The following is a 25,657-nucleotide window of genomic DNA, read 5'->3' as shown; positions in this document are numbered from 1 at the left end:
CGACTTTTCAGCGCCATCAAGGTATAATCCGCGCCCATTCGATACCTTAAACGGCGCGGCTTTCCGCTATGCAGAACATCCGAAATTTCTCCATCATCGCTCACATCGACCACGGCAAATCGACACTTGCCGACCGTATCATCCATCTGTGCGGCGGCCTGTCCGACCGTGAGATGGAAGCTCAGGTGCTCGACTCCATGGACTTGGAGCGCGAGCGCGGCATCACCATCAAAGCACAGACGGCAGCGCTGAGTTACAAGGCGCGCGACGGCCAGATCTACAACCTGAATCTGATCGATACACCGGGGCACGTGGACTTCTCCTACGAGGTGTCGCGTTCTCTATCCGCTTGTGAAGGCGCGCTGCTGGTGGTCGATGCTTCGCAAGGCGTGGAAGCTCAGACCGTGGCTAACTGCTACACCGCGCTCGACTTGGGCGTGGAAGTGGTTCCGGTGCTGAACAAGATCGACCTGCCGTCAGCAAATCCCGAGAACGCCATCGAAGAGATCGAGGAAGTGATCGGCATCGAGGCACATGACGCCGTGCATTGTTCGGCCAAAACAGGGCTGGGCGTACAGGACGTACTGGAATCGTTGATCGTCAAAGTGCCGCCGCCCAAGGGCGACCCGACCGCGCCGTTGCAAGCGCTGATCATCGACTCTTGGTTCGACAACTACGTCGGCGTGGTGATGCTGGTGCGTATCGTCAACGGTACGCTCAAGCCCAAGGAAAAGATCCTGTTCATGGCGACTGGCGCGCAGCACTTGACCGAGCACATCGGCGTATTCACGCCAAAGTCGGTGAATCGCGAAACCCTGAGCGCAGGGCAGGTGGGTTTCATCATCGCCGGCATCAAGGAATTGAAAGCGGCGCGCGTGGGCGACACCATCACCCATCAGGCCAAGCCAGCCGCTGCGGCCTTGCCGGGCTTCAAGGAAGTGCAGTCGCAGGTGTTCGCCGGTTTGTTCCCAGTCGAATCCAATCAGTACGAAGCGCTGCGCGATTCGCTGGAAAAACTCAAGCTGAATGATGCTGCCTTGCAGTACGAGCCGGAAGTGTCACAGGCACTGGGCTTCGGCTTCCGCTGCGGCTTCTTGGGCTTGCTGCACATGGAGATCGTGCAGGAGCGATTAGAACGTGAGTTTGATCAAGACCTGATCACCACTGCGCCGACGGTGGTGTACGAAGTGGCGATGCGCGATGGCACGCTGCTTATGGTGGATAACCCGTCAAAAATGCCTGACCTGTCCAAGGTCGAAGACATCCGCGAGCCCATCGTCAATGTGAATCTGTACATGCCGCAGGAATACGTGGGCGCGGTGATCACGCTGTGTACGCAGAAGCGCGGTGTGCAGATCGATATGAATTATCACGGCAAGCAGGTGCTGCTGAAATACGAGATGCCGATGGGCGAGATCGTGCTGGATTTCTTTGATCGGCTGAAGTCGGTATCGCGCGGCTATGCGTCGATGGACTATGAGTTCAAGGAATATCGCTCGTCCGACGTGGTGAAGGTGGACATGCTGATCAACAGTGAAAAGGTCGATGCACTGTCCATCATCGTACACCGCGCCAATAGTATTTATCGCGGTCGCGAAGTGGCGGCTAAGATGCGCGAATTGATCCCACGTCAGATGTACGACGTGGCGATCCAAGCGGCCATCGGCGCGAACATCATCGCACGTGAGAACGTCAAGGCCTTGCGCAAAAACGTGCTGGCTAAGTGCTACGGCGGCGACATCTCACGCAAGAAAAAACTGCTGGAGAAGCAGAAGGCGGGTAAGAAGCGCATGAAGCAAGTGGGCAGTGTAGAGATTCCGCAGGAGGCGTTCCTCGCCATCTTGCAAGTTGAGGATAAATAATGGATTTCGCTTTGATCATGTTTTCGCTGCTGGTATTGACCGGCGCGGTGTGGCTACTGGACAAATACGTGCTGAAGTCCGGTCGCGAGGGCGGCAAGGAGCCTTGGTGGGTGGAATACTCCAAGAGCTTTTTCCCGGTGATTCTGGCGGTGTTCTTCCTGCGCTCCTTTTTGGTCGAGCCGTTCAAGATCCCTTCCGGTTCGATGATCCCGACCTTGCAGGTGGGCGATTTCATCCTAGTGAACAAATTCACCTACGGCATCCGCCTGCCCATCGTCAGCCAGAAGATCGTGCAGATCAACGACCCGCAGCGCGGCGACGTAATGGTGTTCCATTACCCTGAGAACCCTTCTGTGGATTACATCAAGCGTGTGGTCGGCGTGCCGGGGGATACCGTCGAGTATCGCAATAAGATCTTATTCATCAATGGGGTGGAGCAGGTTCGTAAACTGGAAGGTGATTACAACTATGTCGAAAGCGGATTGAACTTCGTTCACACTGAACGCTACACCGAGAATCTGAACGAGCATGCGCATTCGATGCTCGTTAACCCTGAGATGCCGCCGCTGCATTTTGATGCGATTGCTGATTTCTCTGGGCGGGATCAGTGTATCTACAACGACGAGGGTTTTCGTTGTACAGTCCCGTCCGGGCAATATTTCATGCTGGGCGACAATCGTGACAATAGCCGCGACAGTCGCTACTGGGGTTTCGTGCCGGATCGCCAAATCGTAGGCAAGGCATTCTTGGTTTGGATGAATTTTGGTGAGTTGAAGCGCATCGGCCTTTCCATCCATTAGGGATGTTCTTCCAGAGGGAGGAGCTATGAAAGCAAAAGAACGTGGAGTCTCGTGTCTAGGGTGTCTAGTGGCGACTGTGATCGTGGTTGCCCTAGCGTTAGGTGGTCTGCGCGTCATCAAAGCTTACATGCAGAACGCCGAGATCACTCATGTACTACAAGCTATGGCGGAGGATGCCGAGTTGCAGAGTGCCAGTGAGAATGACATTCGAATCGCTTTTGCTAGGCGTGCTTCAGTTGCAGAGATCAACGCGATCCAGCCCGATGATGTTCAGGTTAGCCGTAGCAGTGGTGTCATCAGCTTAAGTGCGGAGTACTCCGTCAGCATCCCCGTCGCAGGTAATATCAGTATGGTCCTAAACTTCAATCCACATTCGGCACAACGATGAGTCGGGAAGCACTTTGCCACAGACTGGGTTATCACTTTACTCAAGCTGGGTTGCTCAATCGTGCCCTGACTCACCGCAGTTACAGTGCGGAGCATAACGAGCGCTTAGAGTTTCTGGGCGATAGCGTGCTGAACTGCGTCATCGCCTCGCACCTTTTTGACTCGTTCCAGCATCTTCCTGAAGGTGATCTTTCGCGACTTCGCTCTAACCTTGTCAACCAGCAAACGCTATTCGTTTTGGCGCAGCAACAATATTTGGGTGATTTGTTGCGATTAGGGGAGGGCGAGCGTAAGAGTGCTGGTTTCCGTCGTCCATCGATTTTGGCAGATGCTCTTGAGGCCGTATTCGGAGCGGTATTTCTGGATGGCGGGTTCGAGGCCGCTAAGAAAGTCGTACTGGGGTTATATGTGCCGTTCATCGCCAAGACCGACATCCAAACCTTGGGAAAAGATTCCAAGACCTTGTTGCAAGAGCATTTGCAGTCTCGTAAATTACCGCTGCCCACCTATACCGTGAGCGCCATCGAGGGCGAAGCCCATGCTCAGCTGTTCAAGGTGGAGTGCCGCATCGATGCGTTGAAACTAAGCACGCAAGGTGAGGGTAGTAGTCGTCGCAATGCAGAGCAGCAGGCAGCCGAAACTGCCTTTTTGCAAATCACTAAAAAATCTAACTAAGCCACATTCCAATGCTCCGTGCAATTGGTTGCACGGAGCTGTTATGACATAATCGAGCATCATTTGAAGGGACGGATCACCATGGACGAGAATAAAAGCAAAGCACTAGCCGCCGCGTTGGCGCAAATCGAAAAGCAGTTCGGCAAGGGCTCGATCATGCGTTTAGGTGAGAGCGACGTGGCACGCGACATCCAAGTGGTTTCCACGGGTTCGCTGGGACTGGACATCGCCTTGGGCGTAGGTGGTTTGCCACGTGGTCGCGTGGTGGAAATCTACGGCCCAGAGTCTTCCGGCAAGACCACACTGACGCTGCAAGTCATTGCTGAGATGCAGAAGCTGGGCGGCACAGCCGCTTTCATCGACGCCGAACACGCGCTCGATCCGCAATACGCGCAAAAGCTAGGCGTCAAGGTTGAAGACCTGCTGATCTCGCAACCGGACAATGGCGAGCAGGCGTTGGAAATCGCCGACATGCTGGTGCGCTCCGCATCGGTGGACGTGGTCGTGATCGACTCCGTTGCCGCGCTGACACCTAAGGCCGAGATCGAAGGTGAGATGGGTGATGCGCAGATGGGCTTACATGCGCGTTTGATGTCGCAAGCGCTACGCAAACTGACCGCCAATATCAAGCGCTCGAATACCTTGGTCATCTTCATCAACCAGATCCGTATGAAGATCGGCGTGATGTTCGGCAACCCTGAAACCACCACAGGTGGTAATGCGCTCAAGTTCTACGCTTCGGTGCGTCTCGACATTCGTCGCACCGGCGCGATCAAAAAGGGCGATGAAGTCATTGGTAATGAGACCCGCGTCAAAGTCGTTAAAAACAAGGTTGCGCCACCGTTCCGCGAAGCTAATTTCGACATCCTCTACGGTGAAGGTATTTCACGCGAAGGCGAGATCATCGAGCTTGGCGTGATGCACAAACTGGTAGATAAGTCTGGTGCCTGGTACGCCTATCAAGGCGAGAAAATCGGCCAAGGAAAAGATAATGCCCGCGAATACTTACGCTCTCATCCTGAGATCGCTCATGAGATTGAGAACAAGGTACGTGCCATTGTTGGCGTGGCGGCATTGAATGGTGGCGAAGAAGACTAAAACCAGCTTGCATGTACGCGCCATGCAGTATCTGGCGCGTCGTGAACATAGCCGAGTCGAGCTATACGCCAAATTAGCTCGCTATGCTGAGCCTGAGGATGATGTGCCAACCTTGCTCGACCAACTGGCCGAGCAAGGTTGGCTATCAGATCAGCGAGCGGCAGAACAAACGGTGCGTATCAAACGCTCCCGCTTCGGCACGAAGCGCATCGTGCAAGAGCTACGGCAAAAAGGTATCGCTGACACGCTTATTGCCGAGGCAATCCCCGAACTGAGAGCGAATGAGATGGAAACGGCACGCGAGGTCTGGCGCAAAAAGTTTGGAGAGATTGCTCATTCTCCCAAAGAGAATGCTCGTCAAATCCGCTTCTTACAATCACGTGGATTTAGCTTGGATGTGATTTTTGGGATACTAAAGCTATCAGATCAATCTGATATGAATTAATTAGTTGCCGTTATATTTTAATTTATATGGCGTATATGATCAGCGTTGCGCACCGGAAAAATCCTGATGGCCATTCTTAAACTACTTCATCTACTTTCTGCCGTCCTGTGGGTCGGCGGTATGTTCTTTGCGTACACAGCCCTGCGTCCCGCCGCTGTTGAAATTCTGGCTCCCCCAGAGCGTTTACAATTGTGGAGTGCCGTGTTTCGGCGCTTCCTACATGCGGTTTGGGGTGCGATCGTCGTACTGGTGGCAAGCGGTATAGCGATGATTGCCAGCTACGGTGGTTTAGTAAACGTCCCGACCTTCATTCATATCATGCTGTTACTTGGCACACTGATGATCGCCATATTTGTGTGGGTATATTTCGCAGGCTACCGAAAACTCAGAACGTTGGTCGCTACCCAACAATGGCCTGAAGCCGGCAGGGTTCTCGGAAGTATTCGCCAGTGGATAGCAATCAACCTGATACTCGGTATCGTCACACTGTGCGTGGTGGGCTTAGGACGCGCCGGTTACCTCTAAATCAATATCAACCTAAGAATTGAAGAGGGTTGGGTTGAAGTCATTAGCCGCAACCCATAGCTGCAGAAACAATACATAAACATATTTGACATAATATACATTATGCGTATTTTATAACTCCCAAACAGGGAACGGTTTGGGGAATGCTTTTGCACGAAAATCTGGGTTTAGATCATCGAAACTTGCCGATTCGGTAAGCACTGCTCAGCGAACCTCCAAGCCAAGCGCTGTACAGAAGGCACCCATAAGCCAGACCTTGTCAAACTGTACGCTACAGCACATACAAAACGAATACGCGCCCATAAGCTGCAAGCTACCTCGGAAGTCTATTACGAGGATTTGGAGGGAGTGTGAGTAAAATATCTAACGAACAGGCTGCCAAAGAATTACGCGCAGCTGCCGAATCACAGCTGGCGCTTGCGGCAGTGCCAGAACTATCTCCTACCTCCACCGATGCTTTGTTGCACGAGCTGCACGTCCACCAGATCGAATTGGAGATGCAAAACGAAGCTTTACAGCAAGCACAAGTGGTTATGGAAGAGTCGCGCGACCGCTATGTCGATTTGTATGAGTTTGCTCCCCTCGGCTACTTTACGCTCACGCGCAACGGCATGATTGAAGCGGTGAATCTCACTGGTGCCTTGATGCTAGGCGTGGTACGCAAGAAACTACTGGCACGCAGATTCTCATATGTGGTGGCGCCGGAAGACCGAGATCGTTGGCATCGGCACTTCATCAAGACATTGCAAGACGATCAGCAGCAAAGCTTCGATCTGCTGCTGCAACGCAACGATGCCACGCGCTTCCACGCTCAGCTCGACTGTCGCCACTTTCAAGCCGACGGAGTCTCTTCGGTGCGCGTCGCACTCACCGACATTACCGAGCGCAAAGAAGCGGAGGCCGAGCGCAGTCGCCTCGCCTACTATGATCCGCTCACCAATCTGCCCAATCGACGTCTGCTGTATGACCGGCTAGGGCAGGCACTGGTCGGCTGCCAGCGCACTGGGCACTTCGGGGCGCTGCTCTTCCTCGATATGGATAACTTCAAGAATCTGAACGACACGCGCGGACACGACGTCGGCGACCAGTTACTGGTTGATGCCGCTAAGCGCATCGAAGCCAATGTGCGCGAAGGCGACACGGTGGCCCGACTGGGGGGGGACGAATTTGTGGTGGTGCTGGAAGGGTTGAGCAACACTGCGGCGGAAGCCGCCATGCAGACCCGCCAAGTGAGCGAGAAGATACGCGATTCAATCACTTGGCCCTATGATCTCAGTGGGCGCGAGTTCTATTGCACGTGCAGCATCGGCATTACGATGTTCCACGACCAATGCGAGTCCATCGATATCTTACTCAAACAGGCGGATATGGCGATGTACAAAGCCAAGGACGCAGGGCGAAATGCGCTGCGCTTCTTCGATCCGGCGATGCAGACGACGCTGGACGACAGGAGCGAGATGGAGGAAGCCTTGCACTGGGCGATCCAGCGTGATCAGTTCCATTTGTATTTCCAGTCGCAGATCGACGGTGAACGACGTGTGGTCGGAGCAGAAGCCTTGCTACGCTGGCTGCATCCAGAGCGTGGTTGGGTATCGCCACGCGACTTCATTCCCTTGGCCGAAGAAACCAGCTTGATCCTACCCATCGGTCACTGGGCACTCAACGCCGCCTGCTTGCAGCTCAAGGCTTGGTCTGTCTCGGCACTCACCCGTGAACTCTGGCTAGCGGTCAACGTCAGCACGCGCCAGTTCCGTCAGCCAGAGTTTGTGGATGATGTGCAGAAGATATTAGTCGAGACCGGCATCGATCCAACCCGCCTCAAACTGGAGCTGACCGAAAGTCTAGTGATCCACAATGTGGCGGATACCATTTCCAAAATGATGACGCTCAAAGCGCTGGGCATCCGTTTTTCGATGGACGATTTCGGCACCGGATATTCCTCGTTATCCTATCTAAAGCTATTGCCACTCAGCCAACTGAAGATCGATCGCTCATTCATCGCAGGCATCACCAGTGACGCCAACGACTCTGCCATCGTGCGTACCATCATCACCATGGGGCAAGTGCTGGGGCTCCATGTGATCGCCGAAGGTGTTGAGACCGAAGAACAACTGACGTGTCTGCAACAATTCGGCTGCCAAGCTTTTCAAGGTTTCCTATTCGGCGAACCGATGGCATTGAGCGAGTTCGAAAGCTCGCTTCAGACGGCAGCCCAAAGCAAGCCCGAAAGCCCCTTACCAAGCTGACCTACCAGCTCACAACGACCTGATGCGACTCGCCATCATCGATGAGTGGAATCAGCACTTCCCCACTTAACTCTCTTGACCAGCCCTCAAGCGTGCTTACGGGCGCCGCCAAAGGCGGTTCACTCTGACGATTGAGGGTGATGTGATAACGCGTTGCACGATAGCGATAATGAATCGTGTAAGTCTGCCAGTGCGCCGGAACACACGGGGAGATGCGCAGACTCTGCCCTTGCAGATGCACACCCAGCAAGGTTTCCAAGCTCAGACGGTACATCCAGCCAGCCGCTCCGGTGTACCACGTCCAGCCGCCTCGCCCCGTGTGCGGAGCCGCACCATAGATGTCTGCGCACATCACGTAAGGCTCGACTTTGTAGCGCGCAATATCGTCCGGCAGGCTGCTGTGGTGGATAGGATTGAGCATCGAGTACAGCTCCCAAGCGTGTTCGTGGTCACCCAGCATGGCGTAGCCCATCGCCGCCCAAATACCCGCATGCGTATATTGCCCGCCATTCTCACGCACACCGGGTACGTAGCCCTTGATGTAGCCGGGCTCCAGTGTGGATTTATCGAAGGGTGGCGCGAGCAACTGGATCAACTGCGCATCGCGCCTAACCAATCGCTGATCCACCGCCGCCATCGCCTGACGTGCCCGTGCATGATCTCCGCCGCCGGAGATGACGGCCCAACTTTGACTGATCGAGTCGATCTGGCACTCTTCATTGCTGGCTGAACCCAAGGGTGTACCGTCATCGAAATAGGCACGCCGATACCACGCGCCATCCCACGCTTCGGCTTCGATGCTGCTGCGCAACGCTTCAGCCTGTACCGTACACAGCTCGGCGAAGCTTGCATCGTCATGTTGCCGCGCTAGACCCGCGAACAGTTGCAGATTCTCGTACAGGAACCAAGCTAGCCAAACGCTCTCGCCCTGCCCTTGCCGACCGACCAGATTCATCCCATCGTTCCAGTCGCCGCAGCCCATGAGCGGCAGTTGATGCGCACCGAACTTGAGTCCGTGCTTGATCGCTCGGACGCAGTGTTCATAAAGGGTCGCGGCCTCTGCTGAACGCTGAGGTTGGTCGTAATACGCTTCCTCCTCTGGATTTAGCTCACGCCCAACCAGAAAGTGCACGGACTCGTCGAGCACGCTGCGATCGCCGGTCGTCAGCACATAACGGCACGTCGCATACGGCAACCACAGATAGTCATCGGAAAAATGCGTGCGCACGCCCTGCCCTTTGGGCGGATGCCACCAATGTTGCACGTCACCTTGCAGGAATTGATGCTCGGCGCAGCGGATCAGTTGCGCTCTGGCAAGCGCAGGTGTCGTATGCACCAACGCCATTGTGTCCTGCAACTGATCGCGGAATCCGTACGCCCCGCCTGACTGGTAATAGCCGCTACGTCCCCACACGCGGCAAGACAGGGTTTGATACACCAGCCAACCGTTGACCAACACATCCAGCGCGGAGTCGGGGGTCTCGACCTGCACTGCTCCCAACGTATGCGTCCAGTAATCCTGCACGGCTTCCAGCGCCTGCCGTGCGCCACCCGGCCCGGCAAAGCGTTGCGTGAGTTGCACAGCTTCGGCAGTGTTGCGTGCTGCACCGAAGACGAACACGATCTCCAACTCCTGGCCGACAGCCAAGTCGATCTGTGTCTGTACCGCCGCACAGGGATCAAAGCCCGCCCCCGTCCGACCCGACAGGCGTTTGCGGCGCATCGCCGCTGGGTTAGCCAAGTTGCCATTGCGACCGATGAACTCCGTGCGATTACCCGTCACTGAGCGCCCGGTATCGCTGAAATGATCGTCGCTGACCTGCGCGAATACCACGCGTTTGGCGCATTCACGACCATAGGCATTACGTGCGAACAGCGCACCGCTGAGCGGGTCGGTTTCGGTCACGATGTGCATCAGATTGGCATGTCGCCACTCACCCATCACCAGTTCCCAATAGCCGGTGAGCGATAAGCGACGTTTACGGCTCGACCGGTTGCGTAGCGTCACCAAGGCAAATTTCACCGGCGCATCCAGTGCGACGAACGTCACCAGCTCAGAGGCAATGCCCGATTCTTCATGCTCGAACACGCTGTAGCCGAAACCATGCCGACACACGTAAGCGGAGCGCCCCCACGCCGGCAAGGGAGTGGGCGACCAAAAGACTCCCGTTTCCTCGTCACGGATGTACAGCGCTTCCCCACTGCTATCGCACACCGGATCGTTGAGCCAAGGCGTAAGACGAAATTCGTGAGCATTCTCCACCCATGTGTAGGCGCTGCCGCATTCGCTGACGACGGTGCCGATAAAGGGACTGGCGATGACGTTAGCCCAAGGTGCGGGCGTGGTTTGTCCAGGCTCAAGCGTGATGACGTATTCACGTCCATCCGGCGAAAAGCCGCCGAGTCCGTTGCAGAACAGGCGATCACGTGATGGCAAAGGATGAACGGCTTCCTCGATTGCGATGTGCTCTGGCTCTAAACGGTCGGACACGCGTTCTGCGGAAATGCGCCGCTCCACCTGCTCGATCAGGGTATCGGTGGTGTCGTTAAACACGATACGAGCCACGGTTTGCAACAACACGCGCTCATCCTCGGAAAGCTCCTCTGAGCGGAGCACAAAAACCCCACCCGGCTTATCCATCACCTTGGCCTCAGGCCCTGCGTTGATCAGCCCCATGATCTGATCATGTAACACGGCGCGATAGCCCGAGAAATCCTCGTTGATGATCAATAGATCGGCCACTAGTCCTTTCATCCGCCAATAGGCGTGAGCTTGCAGCGCCTGCTTCACCAACTCGATGCGATTGATGTTGCCGATGCGCATCAACACGATGGGTAGATCGCCAGACACGGAAAAGCGCCACAGACCGGATTGCCCCAATTGGTTGCGGGCAATGATGCTGGGGGCCGCGCGACGCAAGGGATTGCCAAAGATGACCGACGTGGCCAGACGGCCATACAACTGTGCATCCGCTTCGTTCGCGTTGATGTGACGCAGAATACCTTGGCTCTGGAACCATGACATCTCGAATGCACGCTCAACGAAATGCCGATCTGCGTATTGCTCGATCAAGGCCAAAGCCGCTTCGCGGGTGTGAGCCATGCCCGAGATGATCTGCAGGGTCGCCGACTGGTCAGGGGCAAGATGCAAGGTGCGACGGATCGCCACGCAGGGATCAAGCACCGAACCTTGCGTGTTCGACAAGGGCGAAGGGCAGTGACTTTTTTCCAGCACCTGTGGATTGGCGACGGAGTGCCCACGTCCGATAAACCGGGCGCGATCGGTTTCGTATGAAGGGTCTTCAGCAACCGCACCGGGTGCGGCTAGCAAATGGAACATCCACGGTGCATGCTCGCCCGGCGTACGCGGTCGCCGTGTGCACACGATGGCTTGCCGCGTCGGCAGTATCTCGGTCTGCACGAACAGATTGCTGAACGAGCGATGGGAAAGATCGGCATTCAGTGCTGCCAACACCACTTCGGCATAGCTGGTCACCTCGATCTGGCGCGGACGCGATGACAGATTAGTTAGCGTGACACGACGGATCTCGACATCATCTTCGGGCGAAACGGTGATCTCGGTATGCGCTTCGATCGCTTGGTCGCGCCGCCGGTATTCGGCTCGTGCCTGAACGAAGATCGCCTCGTAGTGATCGGCACGGCGTAAGGTTGGCTGATACGCACTCGACCAATATCGTCCAGTGGCGCAGTCGCGCAAGTAGATGAACGTTCCCCAATCATCCATCGTGGCATCCTCGCGCCATCGGGTCACCGCAAGATCGTGCCAGCGACTATAACCGCCGCCCGCATGAGTCGCCATCACGTGATAACGGCCATTGGAAAGCAGATGCACCTCAGGGATCGGAGTGTTGGGATCGGTGAACACGCGCATGATGCCACCCTCATCTTCAGCGGGAGGACGCGCTGCAGCGGTGGCTTCTGCCGCGTGTGGATGCAAGGTGCTGCCACTCTTGGGTACGCGCTCTTGTAACAACAATTCCGTAGCCTGCACCAAAGGTGCCGACATAAAGCGGCGTTGCATCGGTCGGTCGAGCAGTGCGTACTCAAAGGCCAGCAGGCTCATGCCCTGATGGTGCGCCATGAACGATCGCACAATGGCGTGACTTTTGCCGCGCGGCAAGCGCGCAGGCGTGTAATCCACGGCCTCGTAGAAGCCGTACGCCCCCAGCAAACCCGTCTCGGCCAAACGTTGTAGATTGCGGCACGCCTCTCTAGGCATTACCGTCAAGGCCAAGGCGCTGGCATACGGCGCGATCACCAGATCATCGCCCAGCCCGCGCTTGAAACCCAAACCCGGTACGCCAAACGCACGGTACTGATAGACCTGATGCATGTCAGTCGCGTTGTAGCAAGATTCCGAGATGCCCCAAGGTACACCGCGCTGACGGCCATATTCGATCTGCCGCGCCACCACTGTCTTGCAGGTCTGCTCTAACAGGGTGTTGTCGTAACCCGGCATCATCAAACGCGGCATCAGGTACTCGAACATCGATCCACTCCACGAGATCAAGCTCACCTTGCCGGCATAACTAGTCAGCAAGCGTCCCAAGATGAACCAGTGTTTCTGCGGCACTTGCCCCTGTGCGATGAGCAGAAAACTAGCCAGACGCGCTTCCGAGGCCAGCAAGTCATAGCAAGACGGATCACGGCGGCGCTCACTCACGTCATAGCCGATGCTCAGCAAACTACGTGTCGTATCGTAGAGAAAACTAAAATCCATCGTAGCTAACTGAACACAGCGCGCCACCTGTTCATCGATCATGGCGAGGCGACTGACCGCATGGGAATTTATGGGCTCTCGCCCCGCTACACTCAAAGCAGCCAACTCATGCAGAGTGGGAATATGGTGGAAGGATCCCGGCTCAGGAGCCAACAGCCTCAAGTCATCCAGCAAAGCCAGCGCTTGTTGGTCGAACGCTTGTGCCCAATAGAACAACTCGCCATCTAAGTCGATGTCTGCGGGTAAGCAGGCCACTAGGCGACCGCCGGTCAAGTGCAGCTCACTCAACTTGCGCTCGACAACGGCCAAAGTCAGCCCATGGGATAGTCTAATCGCACTCAAGGTGTCCTGTAAGAAGGCGAGTTTCTGCGCCAACTCTGGCGAGAGTGCCAAGGGAAGATGCTCGGTAAATACCTGCAATGTGTCAGATAAGCCATTGAATGATTTGGATGGACATATCGTGCTATCTTTCAATTCCACCAACCCAGCCTGCAAAGTGAGCAAGCTGCCCGCTAGGTTGCCACTATCGACCGACGAGACGTATTGCGGATACAGCGGCTGCAAGCTACGCGTGTCATACCAGTTATAGAAATGGCCGTGGTAACGCTCTAATTTCTCCAGAGTGCTCAAGGTATTGTCGGTCAGGCGCAACAACTCGCCGGAGGAGATATACCCTAGGTCATAAGCGGCCAGATTCGCCAGCAGCGCCATGCCGATATTGGTCGGCGAAGTACGCGTTGCGATAGCCGGCGCAGGATATTCCTGAAAATTATCCGGCGGTAGCCAGTTGTCTAGCGGGCCGACGAATTTGGAGAAGTAACGCCAAGTTCGGCGTGCGGCTGCTTGTAGGAATAGCCTTTGTGTCGCACTCAACTCCGGCTCGGACTCGATCAGAGGTCGGCTAATCCACCAGCCCACAGCGGGCGATACCAACCAGAGCAAAGCGACCGGAACGCAATAGACCAATTCCGCTGGGTGCGTACGTTCGAGGACGAACAGCACCCCCAAGGCCAGCGCCGGTGCGAACCACATCTCGACATAGAATTGGGCCAGCGTCCGAAGAGCGTTGCGTTTGGCATACGCCCCCATGTGCCACAGCAACAAGCCACGTCGGGTGAACAGCATCCGTACCCCCGAACGAAAGATCGCATCAAGGCAGATCAACGCATCGTAAGGCAACAGCACTAAGGTCAAGACGGCGACCATGATGGGACGGCCAGTTGAGCTAAGCGTCAACAGCAGATGCTCTTGCCAATCGCGCTCAGATGCCTTACGCATCAACGCGATCAGCGTGCCCAAAAATGTATGCAACAGCACCACTCCGAGGACCATCAGCGTCCACAGCCAAGCGTGCCCCTGTCCGAATAACCAACCTCCCACCAGCAAAGCCAGTAATGACGGCGGTACTAAGCTGCGGCGCAGATTGTCAAAAATCTTCCAAATCGACAAGGCGGTGAGGGAATTGGACTGCCACTTGGCCTTCTCCCCTGCTGTGCTCGGCGGCCCCGGTACGCGCGGGAACAGCCAGCCAGCGATCTGCCAGTCGCCGCGTATCCAGCGATGCCTTCGGCTGGTTTCGATGGCATAGCTGGTCGGATGCTCTTCGATCAAATCGACATACGTCACCAACGCCGAGCGCGCATAAGCGCTCTCCAGCAAGTCGTGACTCAGGATCAGATTCTCGGGAAAGCGGCCATCGACCGCCTGACGGAATGCATCCACATCGTAGATGCCTTTGCCGATGAACGAGCCTTCACCAAAGATGTCCTGATAGACATCGGAGACCTCACGCGTATAAGGATCGAGACCGGATTCACCCGCGAACAGTTTAGCGAACCAAGTTTGTCCTGCGCTGGTGAGACTGATCGAAGCGCGCGGCTGTAAGATCGCATAGCCTTCGACGATGCGCCCCAGTTCAGCGTCGTACACCGGGCGATTAAGCGGATGGGCGATATTGCCGATCAGCGTCTGTGCAGCATCGCGCGGCAGTTGCGTGTCGGTATCCAAGGTGATGACGTACTTGATCGAACTCAGGATAGCCACATCACCGATCACCTCCGAGAACGCACTATGCGACTCGCCCCGCAGTCTGGCATTGAACTGCTCCAGCTTGCCACGCTTGCGCTCGTAACCCATCCAAACTTGTTCGTGCGGATTCCACACCCGAGGGCGATGGAACAGATAGAACACGCAGGGACGGTCGCTTTGATAGGTTTCGTTGAGTGAGCTTACCGCCGCGCGGGCATGGGCGAGCAGCGCATCATCGTCCGGCAAGCTGCGGCTGGACGCATCGCGAAAGTCGGTCAGTAAGGCGAAATACAGATTCGGGTCACGATTGCCTAGATAGCGAATCTCCAAGGCTTCGAGCAAAGTGTCGATCTCCTGCGCACTACTCAGCAAGGTCGGCACAACGACCATCGTTCGATGAAGGTCGGGGATGCCCTGCGAGAAATCCAAGCGTGGCAACACGCGCGGCGGTAATAGGCGCGTCGCGAGTAAGTTCACCAGCGACACCCCCAATGCCGAGGCACTGATCAGCCCCGCAATCACCATGAACCAGTAGCGCCAGTCACTCACCGCCAGACTGGAAAAGGCCGAGACCACAAAACCTGTCGCCAGCGCAGTGATAATGAAGATGGGCGCCAAATATAGACTCAGACAATATTTTCGACTAAAGCGATTAGCACGTACCTGCCAGCTCAGATGGCAGCCGATCGAGCGTTCGAGTCGCTCTCTGCCGTTGTCGATCAAATAGTAGCCGACATGGGCGCTGCGATGGCTAGTGCTCAAACGCTGTGCGGCAGCTTGCGCCAGCAAGATAGCCTCACGCGCCACGGTCATTTCATTGCAAGTGCTACTGCGCGCTATGTCCTCGATGACGTGCCGGTAGCGGTCACGCGTAGCAAAGTCCTGCGCCGCGTACATCTGGGGCGGGTCTTCGCGCAGGATATGCTCGACCGCACTAAGCGATTCGACATAGCTCTTCCAGTCGATAGCTCCGATGGATCGCAGACTGCCGACACTGTTGGCGATGGATATCTGATTCGCTGCGGCTGTGCGGCTAGCCACCTCCGACAACTGCGTAGCGGTCACGCCCTGCTCTTGCAGCTTCTGCTCGACCCATGTCTGTACGAACTGCATCGCCGGACCATGCGCTTGTAGGCGTGCATAGAATTCCTCGACGAACGGCGCCGTCAGTGGGATGTCGGCATTGGCGAACTCGGCCAGCAACTGGATCAGTAGTTTGGGCTCCCGCTCCGCCGTATCGAGCATCCTATCCGCCCATGAGATGGCGGCATCCAACTCCTCGCGCCGCTGGGCGATGCGCAGCCCGACGCGGCGCAGATTCTCCAACAGCGACAGTTGCAACATGATGGGGAACGCCCAAAGCTCGCCCAACTTCAGCGGCTGCACCGTCTGGTAAGCGGCGACGATGTGCGTGGCGTTATCGTTATCGATGCGGCCATCCATGTGCGAGATCAGTTCAAGCGCCAAGTCGTAGATGCGCGGATACCCCGTGGCTGCACCCTCGGCCAGTCTAGGCAATTGACGGCTGTAGCCGCGTGGCAGATGTCGCCGCGCCATGTCGATCTGTTGTTCGATGAGGTAATAGTTGTCGAGCAGCCAAGCTTCTGCGGGTGCGATGCGCTTTCCCTGTGTGGTTGCTGCGGTGACGAGATCGTAAGCGGCCAACAGTACGCGGGCATTGTCCGCCAAGCGAGGCAGCAGCTTGTCCGGCCCGGGATTCGGTTCGATCTTGTGCATTCCCGCCAATGCCACGGCATGGCGCTTGAGTTGCTCGATGCTGAATAGCTCGGAACGTAACAGCTCGGTATCCCGCGCATTGCGTGGCTCACTCCGAGTGCGCGCTGCAAATCCAAAATCCTTGACGATGGCGTACTCCTCACGTGCTGTTGTATGGCGAGTCAGGCGGCTGCCTTACTTGGCCTACAATTTCAGCGTGAAGTATCCGCGTGTGGACTTTACGGGTATGTGCGGTAGAGCACACTCCCAAGGAACTCTGTCAGCTGGCAGCCCTAAGTAAGCCGCTCAGTGAGGTAATAGACGGTCGTACTCTTTTTTTACCACGGCGTAGCATTCGCACACCCGCTTTTCCAGCATGGAACGATTGATGATGGTGATATGCCCGCGTCGATAGGTGATCATGCCATCATGCTGCAATCGGCAAGCGGCCTCGGTAACGCCTTCGCGACGTACACCCAGCATGTTCGCTATCAGCTCTTGCGTCATCACCAACTCATTGCTGGGCAGACGATCCAAGCTTAGCAATAGCCAACGGCAAAGTTGTTGATCCAAGGTGTGGTGACGGTTGCAGACCGCCGTTTGAGACATTTGGGCAATGAGCGCTTGCGTGAAGCACAAAGACAGAATCTTCAATTGGCTGCCTATAGCAAATTCACGCTTCATTACACTCGATTTGAGACGAAAACCACTGCCAGCACTTTGCACCACGGCTCGGCTCGTCGCGCTATCACCGCCCATGATCAAGGAAATTCCGACTAAGCCTTCTCTACCGGTGACTGCGATCTCACCTGAAGCGCCATCTTCCATCACATAAAGTAGCGAGACGATACTATCGAGGGGAAAGTACAGGTGACTCATGCGGCAACCTGACTCGCACAGCGCCCATCCTAGCGGCATATTGATGAACTCAAGATCAGGCAGCAGGCGTGCGTAATCCTGTGCGGGCAAGGCCGCAAGAATCTGGTTTTGCCTAGGATCAGCACGACCAGCGTGGGTTAGGAGTTTCTTTATAGCGGTCATTTCTCCTCCTCTTACGTCCGCATACTAGACCTATTGATACAGAGTCGGTGAAATCTTTCATGCCGCAGGTGGTGATGAATTGATCGACTACGATATGGCCAAATATTGGGCGCACAAAAACCGGAATCACTTCCGGTTTCTATGTAAAACAATTTATTAAAGTGAATACTTAACGTTAAGTCCCCACGCGGTTGCCTTGTGGTTGATCGCGCCAGCTGTGTTTGTCAACGTGCCAAAATCTTCATACTCTAAGCGTATGGTCAGGTCCTTGCTTGCATTGAAACCTACGCCGACACCAGCCAACAGATCGGTACGATTGCTGCCACCGACATTCCGTGTGCGGTTATAGCTGGGCCCCAGCTTGCCGAACACGCTCCACCCCTGATCCAGAGGAATAATGCCTATCGCAGCTAAGGACCAAGAGTCGGCACTCGCGCCCCGATAACTCCGAAAATCGTTATAGGCCGCCTCCACAGCAAAATTTGGTGATGCCTGAAGTCCACCAAACAGCTTGTACGAAGTATTGTTCGTGTCAGTCTTATACGCACCAACCCCTGCACCAAGGTAAGGATCGGCAGTGGCGGACATTGACAACATTGCTGCGCTAAGCGCTGCTACTACCAGAATCTTTTTCATTTCCACTCCTAATTTATCCATTGCGGATGCACAGTCTAGAGTGCAGACGCTGCAATGTATGTGCGGTGCCGAACGCAAGCCAAAGTTGCATCGCATTCAGTGGGTGTATAGCTCAAATATCTCGCCAAATGATGCCTCGTGCTGATGGAATGCCGCAATGATCGCTGGATCGAAGTGCTCTGGCTGGGTTCGCCCATCGCCTTGAGTGATGATTTGCACCGCCTTTTGGTGATCGAAGGCCGGCTTATATGGGCGCTTGCTGCGCAGCGCGTCATAGATGTCGCAGATATTCATGATGCGCGCCGCCAGAGGAATATCCTCGCCTTTCCTTCCATTCGGATAACCGCCACCGTCCCACCGCTCATGGTGATTCAGCGCGATCTCCGCTCCCATCTTGAGATACGGCGATTTGCTGTTGCCAAGGATCTTCGCGCCCATCGCGGAATGGCTTTTCATCACGGTCCACTCCTCCGGCGTAAATCCTCCCGGTTTGAGCAGGATATGGTCAGGGATGCCGATCTTGCCGATGTCGTGCATCGGACTGGCAAAGAAGATTTGCTCGATGAACACCTCGCTCTGCCCAAGTATCCGCGCCAACTCGCGGCTGTAGTAGCTGATACGTTGAACGTGGGCGCCAGTATCTTCGTCTTTGTGTTCCGCCGCCCGCGTCATGGTAAAGATGGTTTCCAGATAGCTCTCTTGCAGATCGGCGGTACGCTCCAACACCCGCTGTTCCAACAACTCGTTGTGGCTGTGCAGCTCTTGATGCAACAAGCGCACCTCCAGCATATTGCGCACCCGCGCCAACACTTCGGCCATCTCGAATGGCTTACTGACGAAATCCTTCGCGCCCGCTTGGAAAGCACGCAGCTTGTGGTCTGGCTGTGCGGTGATCACCAGTACGGGCAGATAATCGCCAGTCTCGATTTCCCGCAAGCCATCCATGACTTGGAATCCATCCATGACCGGCATCTGTAGATCAAGCAAAATCAAATCGTAATGGTGTTCGCGATGCAACTCACAGACTTCAGTGGGATTCATCGTGGAGGTGATCGAAACATAACCTGCCCCGCGCAAGATGCGTTCGATCAGCATGACATTCGCCTGTTGATCGTCAACGACCAGGATCTTGCCGTTTAGGATGTCGCTTGCACTTATCATGTTTGCTCCCTGATATTCATAAGTCACCGCACCATCAGCGTTGCCAGCCCAAGCAACATACCCATGCTCACCACATCGGTCGCCGTGCTGAGGAAAATACTGGAGGCCGTGGCGGGATCGGCGCCGATCCGCTTGAGGATCAAGGGAACCAGCGCGCCACAGATACTGCTGATGACGCAACTGACGATCATGGCGAGCAGCACTACGAGTCCAAGTAGCCCTGCTTTGGGTACATGTTGGGCCGTTGCCAGTGCATACATGCCGATCGCTGCAACCACGCCGACGAGTACGCCGTTGAGCAAACCCAACAGCGCTTCTTTCTTCACCAACTGCCGTTCCTTGCCTGATTTCAAATCACCCAAAGTGATCCCACGCAAGGTGATCGCCAGTGCTTGACTGCCAGTGTTGCCGGACTGACCGGCCAAGATCGGCAAAAATACAGTGAGAATCAACAAACGGTCGATGGTCGATTGAAACATCCCGACTACGGTAGCGGCCGCGAAGGCGGTCAGCAGATTGACCTGTAGCCAAGGATGGCGGAGCCACAAGCTGCGAAACCAAGGCGTAGCCAAGCGCTCCTCCTTCTCCACACCGACCATCGCTCCCGGTTGCATACTCAACTCGACAGATCGCTTTTGCTCAGCGATGACTTTGTCGTAGAGCGTCTGAACCTCGACGCTTTGCTGACGAATCAACTCGCGGCTGGCTTCGACTTCGTCGATCTTATGTTCCAGCTCGATGCTGTAGCGCTTGCTCTCGTCGTGCAACAAGCGCACTTCGAGCATGTTGTGGACTCGCACCAGCACTTCGGGCAAGTCAAACGGTTTGCTGATGAAATCCTTGGCGCCCGCTTGTAGCGCGTGCAATTTCTGCTCAGGCTGTGCCGTGATCACCAGCACGGGCAAGTAACTTTCTAGCTCGTTCTCTTTCAACGCCTCCATCACTTGGAATCCATCCATCATCGGCATCTTGAGGTCGAGCAGAATCAAGTCGAAAGCGCGGTTGCGGTGCAATTCGCAGACGGCGAGTGGATCGGTGGTGGACTCGACCGAGGTGTAACCCGCCGCGACCAGCATCCGGTTAAGGAGCTGAACATTCGCATCGAGATCGTCCACGATCAAGATGCGCGCATTCAGGATGTCGGCAGCGCTGACCATGATCTCGCCTAGCTACCTAGGCCGGGTTTGCGGTGAGCGTACGCCAGAGCCAGATCCAGCGCCGCAATGAATTCATCCACTTTGATCGGCTTGGTGATATAGCGGAAGAAGCCGGCACTCTTGCCACGCTCGATGTCCAACGCCATGGCATTGGCACTGATCGCGATAACGGGGATGTGTGCCGTCACGGGATCTGAATGCAATATCTTCATCGCCTCAAAACCGCTGATGCCGGGCAGATTGATGTCCATCAGAATCACATCGGGTAACGCTGAGCGGGCAATCTCGATACCGCTGTTACCGTTCACCGCCGTCAGTAGTTGGATGTCGGGATGGCGGGCGATGATCTGTTGCACCAGCTTAAGGTTCGCCGGATTGTCTTCAACGTAAAGCAATGAGTGTCGTTCCCCATTGCGCGCCACATGTGGCTGAGCTGAGCTGACAGTCTCGATGCTATCCAAGATCAGGCGAGGCTCGGTGACCGAGAGCAACTCGAACCAAAACACACTGCCTACCCCTACCGTACTTTCCACCCCGATCACCCCGCCCATCAACTCCACCAATCGCTTCGCCACGACCAACCCGATGCCCGTACCCTCCTCTCCTCCGGCCTCCTGACCGAGCCGATTGAATGGCTGGAACAACTGGGTCAATTGCTCAGGCGTCAAACCCGCACCGCTGTCACGCACGCTCACCCGAGTGTGTCCCTTGGTGATCTCGGTGTACTCCACCACCACGGTACCGTTCTTGATGTTGTACTTGATGGCATTGGAAAGCAGATTGATCAACACTTGTTTCAAGCGCGTGCGGTCGGCACTGACAAAGTATGGGATCCCAGGCTTGGGCAGGGTCATGGTGATGCCGCGCTGCTGGGCTTGCGGCTCAATCATGGCTTGGCATTCGAGCATCACCTCAGCCAGCGATACCGGCTCTTCGGACAAAGGCAACTGCCTAGCCTCCACTTTAGCAAGATCCAGTATCTCATTGATTAGCTTTAAAAGATGCCATCCAGCTTGCAATATCTGGTTGATGCTTTCCTTCTGCGTGGGCGTCGCGGGAGGGGTATCGGATTCCATCAGTTGCGCGAAACCGAGAATGGCATTGAGCGGGCTGCGCAACTCGTGACTCATGCTGGACAAGAATTCAGACTTAGCCAAATTGGCCTTTTCTGCCACCGAGCGCGAGCTTTCCAACTCGATGTTCTTTTCCTGTAACACCTGATCCATACGTTTGCGCTCGGTCACGTCCCGCGCAGCGGCATACACACCCTGCAAGCGCCTATCCCTGTCGTAAAAAGTGGTCGCATTGAACGAGACCACGGTTTCCTTGCCATCGCGGGCGCGGGCGGTCAGCTCATAATTGGTGACCTTCTTCTCGCGCAGCACGACCTTGACGGCCTTCTCGGCACGCTCAGGATCAGTGAAGTAGCTCTTGAACGGTGCACCGATCAACTCATCACGAGTGCTACCGGTGAGCGCCTCCATCTGCTTATTCACATCAGTGATGATGCCAAAGGGATCGCAGGTAATCAGCGCGTCGATGTTGGACTCGAACAGGGAGCGGGTATAGAACTGGTGGTCGCGCAGGCGCTGACTAAGCTGCTTCTGTTCGGCTTCGACCTGCTTACGTGCGGTGTTGTCGGTGCCGATCAGCAGGTAGCCGATGATCTCATTCTGCGCATCACGCAAGGCCGTGACCGACACCACGGCGGGGAAGCGGCTACCGTCCTTGCGGATGTAGGTCAGCTCGTAGATATCTTCGATGCCGCGCGAGGCCTTGAACACCAGCGCCTCGAAGCCCGGCGTGATGGGCGTGCCGAGTTCGCTACTCAAGGCTTCGGCGCGAGCGATCACCTCTTGCGGGTCAGAAATATCCGCAGGCGTGATCTTGTTCATCACTTCGGCGGCGGTGTAGCCCAACATGCGCTCCGCGCCGACGTTGAAGATCTGGATCACACCCTTGGCATCCGTGGCAATGCTAGAGAAGTTGGCGCTATTGAAAATCGCACTTTGCAGCGCACCGGCCTTCAGTAAGGCTTCCTCCGCTTGCTTGCGCGCGGTGTTGTCGGTGCCGATCAATAAGTAGCCGATGATCTCATTCTGCGCATCGCGCAAGGCAGTCACCGACACCACAGCGGGAAAACGACTGCCATCTTTGCGGAAATAGGTCAGCTCATAAATATCCTCAATGCCACGCGAGGCCTTGAACACCAAAGCCTCGAAGCCAGGCGTGATCGGCGTCCCCAACTCCAGGCTGAGCGCCTCGGCGCGGGCGATCACCTCTTGCGGGTCGGAAATATCCGCAGGCGTGATCTTGTTCATCACTTCGGCGGCGGTGTAACCCAACATGCGTTCCGCACCCACGTTGAAAATCTGGATCACGCCCTTGGCATCCGTGGCAATGCTAGAGAAGTTGGCGCTATTGAAAATCGCACTTTGCAGCGCACCAGCCTTAAGCAATGCATCCTCCGCTTGCTTACGCGCGGTGTTGTCGGTGCCGATCAACAAGTAGCCGATGATCTCATTCTGCGCATCGCGCAAGGCAGTCACCGACACCACAGCGGGAAAACGACTGCCATCTTTGCGGAAATAGGTCAGCTCATAAATATCCTCAATGCCACGCGAGGCCTTGAACACCAAAGCCTCGAAACCCGGTGTGATCGGCGTGCCCAATTCCAAACTGAGCGCTTCAGCCCGGGCGATCACCTCTTGCGGGTCAGAAATATCCGCAGGCGTGATCTTGTTCATCACTTCGGCGGCGGTGTAGCCCAACATGCGCTCCGCGCCCACGTTGAAGATTTGGATCACGCCCTTGGCATCCGTGGCAATACTAGAAAAGTTGGCGCTATTGAAAATGGCACTTTGCAAGGCTCCGGCTTTAAGCAGAGCAGCCTCCGCCTGCTTGCGCGCGGTGTTATCGGTGCCAATCAGTAAATAGCCGATGATGGCATCTTGGTCGTCACGCAAGGCGGTGACGGAAAGCACGACTGGCAGGCGGCTGCCATCTTTACGGATCGAGGTCAGCTCATAGATGTCCTCGATGCCACGCGAAGCCTTGAACACCAGTGCCTCGAAACCCGGTGTGATCGGCGTGCCCAATTCCAAACTGAGCGCTTCAGCGCGGGCGATCAGCTCTTGCGGGTCAGAAATATCCGCAGGCGTGATCTTGTTCATCACTTCGGCGGCGGTGTAGCCCAACATGCGCTCCGCCCCCACGTTGAAGATCTGGATCACGCCCTTGGCATCGGTAGCGATGCTGGAGAAATTGGCGCTGTTGAAAATGGCACTTTGCAATCCACCGGCCTTGAGCAAAGTATCCTCAGCCTGTTTTCTTGCAGTCAGATCGCGCAGGATGCCGGTGTAGTGACGCTTACCTGCCAGCAGCATCTGACTGATCGCCATTTCCATCGGAAACGTACTGCCATCTTTGCGCCGACCGATGACTTCTCGACCTAGGCCGATACTCCAAGCCTCGTCGCTGGTACTCAAGCTCTCGTCATGCTGACGGCGATCCAACTCTGGGATCAATATCCCGAAATGTTGTCCGATCAGCTCGACGGCTGTGTAGCCGAACATCTGCTCGGCGGAGGGATTAGCCGTTTCGACGATGCCACCGCTGGCATCGAGCGTGATGATGCCATCCGCCACCGTGTTGAATATGCTCTGGATCAGCGCGGCACTATCGCGCAAAGCTTGCTGCGCAGCATATTCTTCAGTGACATCGCGAAACACCAGTACCGCACCGACAACTTGGTTATCACGATCACGAATCGGCGCACAGCTGTCGGCAATAGAACGTTCGCTGCCATCTCGGGCGATAAGTATCGTGTGGTTGGCTAAGCCATGTACCGTTCCCAAGGCCAGCGTTTCTTTGACTGGAATCGTGCTCGGCAGGCGTGTTTCCTGATTGATGATGTGAAAGATGACATCCACCGGACGTCCACTGACTTCTGCATATTGCCAACCGGTCAGCCGTTCCGCGAGCGGGTTGAGAAACGTGATCCGCCCAACGGAATCAGTGACGATCACCGCATCACCGATGGAATACAGTGTGACGGCGAGCTTTTCCTCACTGACTTGCAAAGCGGAGTTGAGCTGCTGCAACTGTAGATTGCTAGCTTCCTGCACTTCAAGCAGGTGTTGGGTTTCCTGATGGACGAGCTGTTGTAGTTGATGCTGCCTGTCGCGGTACATCAGGTAGGCAAAAGACAGGGTGAACAGCACACCTAATAGACTGGCAATGATAATCAGGAGGAATAGCAGACGCATTTTTGACTGGAACTCAGCCTCGTACTGCTCTCGTGCTGATTCTTCGATTTGAACGAAGCTGCCGATTTCAGCACGAATCGCATCCATCAAACGCTTGCCGTTGCCCTTGGCTACGATCGCCAGCGATGCCGTCATCTGATGATTACGACGCAACTCGATGACATGCGCCATCTCGGCTAATTTGGCATCGATCAAGGGCGTGAGCGCATCCAGAATCTGTTGTGCCGAGCTAATTTTGGTGATGCTACGCAAAGCTTTCAAATGTGCTTGGATGTCATCATTCACCTCCAGATACGGCTCCAGAAACGCCTCATCATCGGTGAGCATATAGCCGCGCTGTCCAGTCTCGGCATCCTTTAAGATGGAAAGCAGCTCATTGGCGTTATTCAGCACGTTGCGCGTATGCCTGCGCATCTCGTTCGCGGTTTCGATCTGCTGAAAACTCCAAAACGTGACCGATACGGTCAGGCCAACTAGGAGCACGACTCCAAGCAACCAGAAAGCAATCTTGCGCGTAGCATTCACAACACTCTCCCTCAACGATTGAGCGATTCGCGTGCCTCGCCACGAAAACGCAATACCCAAGATAGGTATTTCAAACCTAAGGAAATCCCTGCAGGGTAACGGCGCAATGACCGCCATCCTTCGCGAGCTAAGCCAACCAGTCCGTGACGACGCCAAATCAGCAGCGCGAGTGCGCTACCTGCCAGCCAACCGGGATGATTATGTACAAAGCGAACGGCTGACAATCCGCTATCCAGCAATAACAAGGGAGCTCGCCACTGTTCGGCGATCTCAGCGACTTCGATGCGTTGGGATTCGATCTCTGCCAGAAGCACGCGCCGGCGTGCAGCAAGTTCAGCCATACGCT

At 55.7% G+C, this 25,657-nt stretch carries 15 protein-coding genes; 8 read left to right on the top strand and 7 right to left on the bottom strand.

Translation table 11 applies throughout. The features are described from left to right. The first annotated feature begins 68 nt into the window (after positions 1 to 68). The 8 genes from lepA to OYT1_RS05710 all read left to right on the top strand — a co-directional run bounded on the left by lepA (position 69) and on the right by OYT1_RS05710 (position 8,038). A complete protein-coding gene (lepA, locus tag OYT1_RS05745; protein ID WP_062627514.1) occupies positions 69 to 1,862 on the top strand; it encodes a translation elongation factor 4 in 1,794 nt (597 codons plus the stop codon). After that, entirely contained in the window at positions 1,862 to 2,662 is an 801-nt protein-coding gene (gene lepB, locus OYT1_RS05740) for a signal peptidase I (RefSeq protein ID WP_062627515.1), read from the top strand. Before lepA ends, lepB begins: the two co-directional genes overlap by 1 nt. A gap of 25 nt (positions 2,663 to 2,687) precedes the next feature. Continuing rightward, complete coding sequence (locus tag OYT1_RS05735; protein WP_084612066.1) at positions 2,688 to 3,050, top strand: DUF4845 domain-containing protein; 363 nt, start codon at positions 2,688 to 2,690, stop codon at positions 3,048 to 3,050. After that, positions 3,047 to 3,724 (top strand): ribonuclease III, encoded by a 678-nt coding sequence (gene rnc, locus OYT1_RS05730; protein ID WP_062627517.1) that lies wholly within the window; start codon positions 3,047 to 3,049, stop codon positions 3,722 to 3,724. The genes OYT1_RS05735 and rnc overlap by 4 nt, the downstream gene beginning before the upstream one ends. 81 nt (positions 3,725 to 3,805) lie before the next feature. Further along, positions 3,806 to 4,822 (top strand): recombinase RecA, encoded by a 1,017-nt coding sequence (recA, locus tag OYT1_RS05725; protein ID WP_062627518.1) that lies wholly within the window; start codon positions 3,806 to 3,808, stop codon positions 4,820 to 4,822. Next, a complete protein-coding gene (gene recX / locus OYT1_RS05720; RefSeq protein ID WP_062627519.1) occupies positions 4,803 to 5,267 on the top strand; it encodes a recombination regulator RecX in 465 nt (154 codons plus the stop codon). Before recA ends, recX begins: the two co-directional genes overlap by 20 nt. Positions 5,268 to 5,333: 66 nt before the next feature. Further along, positions 5,334 to 5,792 (top strand): CopD family protein, encoded by a 459-nt coding sequence (locus tag OYT1_RS05715; protein ID WP_062627520.1) that lies wholly within the window; start codon positions 5,334 to 5,336, stop codon positions 5,790 to 5,792. Between the two features lie 350 nt (positions 5,793 to 6,142). Next, positions 6,143 to 8,038 (top strand): putative bifunctional diguanylate cyclase/phosphodiesterase, encoded by a 1,896-nt coding sequence (locus OYT1_RS05710; RefSeq protein WP_062627521.1) that lies wholly within the window; start codon positions 6,143 to 6,145, stop codon positions 8,036 to 8,038. 1 nt (position 8,039) lies between these two features. Here OYT1_RS05710 and OYT1_RS05705 read toward each other — a convergent pair whose 3' ends face one another. The 7 genes from OYT1_RS05705 to OYT1_RS05675 form a co-directional block, all read right to left on the bottom strand. Further along, the gene (locus OYT1_RS05705; protein ID WP_232013233.1) at positions 8,040 to 16,544 is read right to left on the bottom strand and encodes a GH36-type glycosyl hydrolase domain-containing protein; all 8,505 of its coding nucleotides are present in this window, start codon (positions 16,542 to 16,544) and stop codon (positions 8,040 to 8,042) included. Positions 16,545 to 16,829: 285 nt separating this feature from the next. Further along, positions 16,830 to 17,564, bottom strand: coding sequence for a Crp/Fnr family transcriptional regulator (locus OYT1_RS05700; protein WP_062627523.1), 735 nt, complete (start codon positions 17,562 to 17,564; stop codon positions 16,830 to 16,832). Between the two features lie 156 nt (positions 17,565 to 17,720). Beyond that, the gene (locus OYT1_RS05695) at positions 17,721 to 18,200 is read right to left on the bottom strand and encodes an outer membrane beta-barrel protein (RefSeq protein ID WP_062627524.1); all 480 of its coding nucleotides are present in this window, start codon (positions 18,198 to 18,200) and stop codon (positions 17,721 to 17,723) included. Positions 18,201 to 18,296: 96 nt separating this feature from the next. Further along, entirely contained in the window at positions 18,297 to 19,361 is a 1,065-nt protein-coding gene (locus tag OYT1_RS05690) for an HD domain-containing phosphohydrolase (RefSeq protein WP_062627525.1), read from the bottom strand. A 23-nt stretch (positions 19,362 to 19,384) separates the two neighbouring features. Continuing rightward, complete coding sequence (locus tag OYT1_RS14010; protein ID WP_062627526.1) at positions 19,385 to 20,518, bottom strand: magnesium transporter; 1,134 nt, start codon at positions 20,516 to 20,518, stop codon at positions 19,385 to 19,387. Positions 20,519 to 20,526: 8 nt separating this feature from the next. Beyond that, the gene (locus OYT1_RS05680) at positions 20,527 to 25,311 is read right to left on the bottom strand and encodes a PAS domain S-box protein (RefSeq protein WP_172588516.1); all 4,785 of its coding nucleotides are present in this window, start codon (positions 25,309 to 25,311) and stop codon (positions 20,527 to 20,529) included. An 11-nt stretch (positions 25,312 to 25,322) separates the two neighbouring features. Then, on the bottom strand, positions 25,323 to 25,652 hold the full coding sequence (locus OYT1_RS05675) for a YqjK family protein (protein ID WP_062627725.1): 330 nt from the start codon (positions 25,650 to 25,652) through the stop codon (positions 25,323 to 25,325). Positions 25,653 to 25,657 lie beyond the last annotated feature (5 nt).

The organism is Ferriphaselus amnicola, from assembly GCF_000974685.2.
Classification (GTDB): domain Bacteria; phylum Pseudomonadota; class Gammaproteobacteria; order Burkholderiales; family Gallionellaceae; genus Ferriphaselus; species Ferriphaselus amnicola.
The sequence above is the reverse complement of the archived record's forward strand: the minus strand, read 5'-3'. Positions and strand labels throughout refer to the sequence as shown.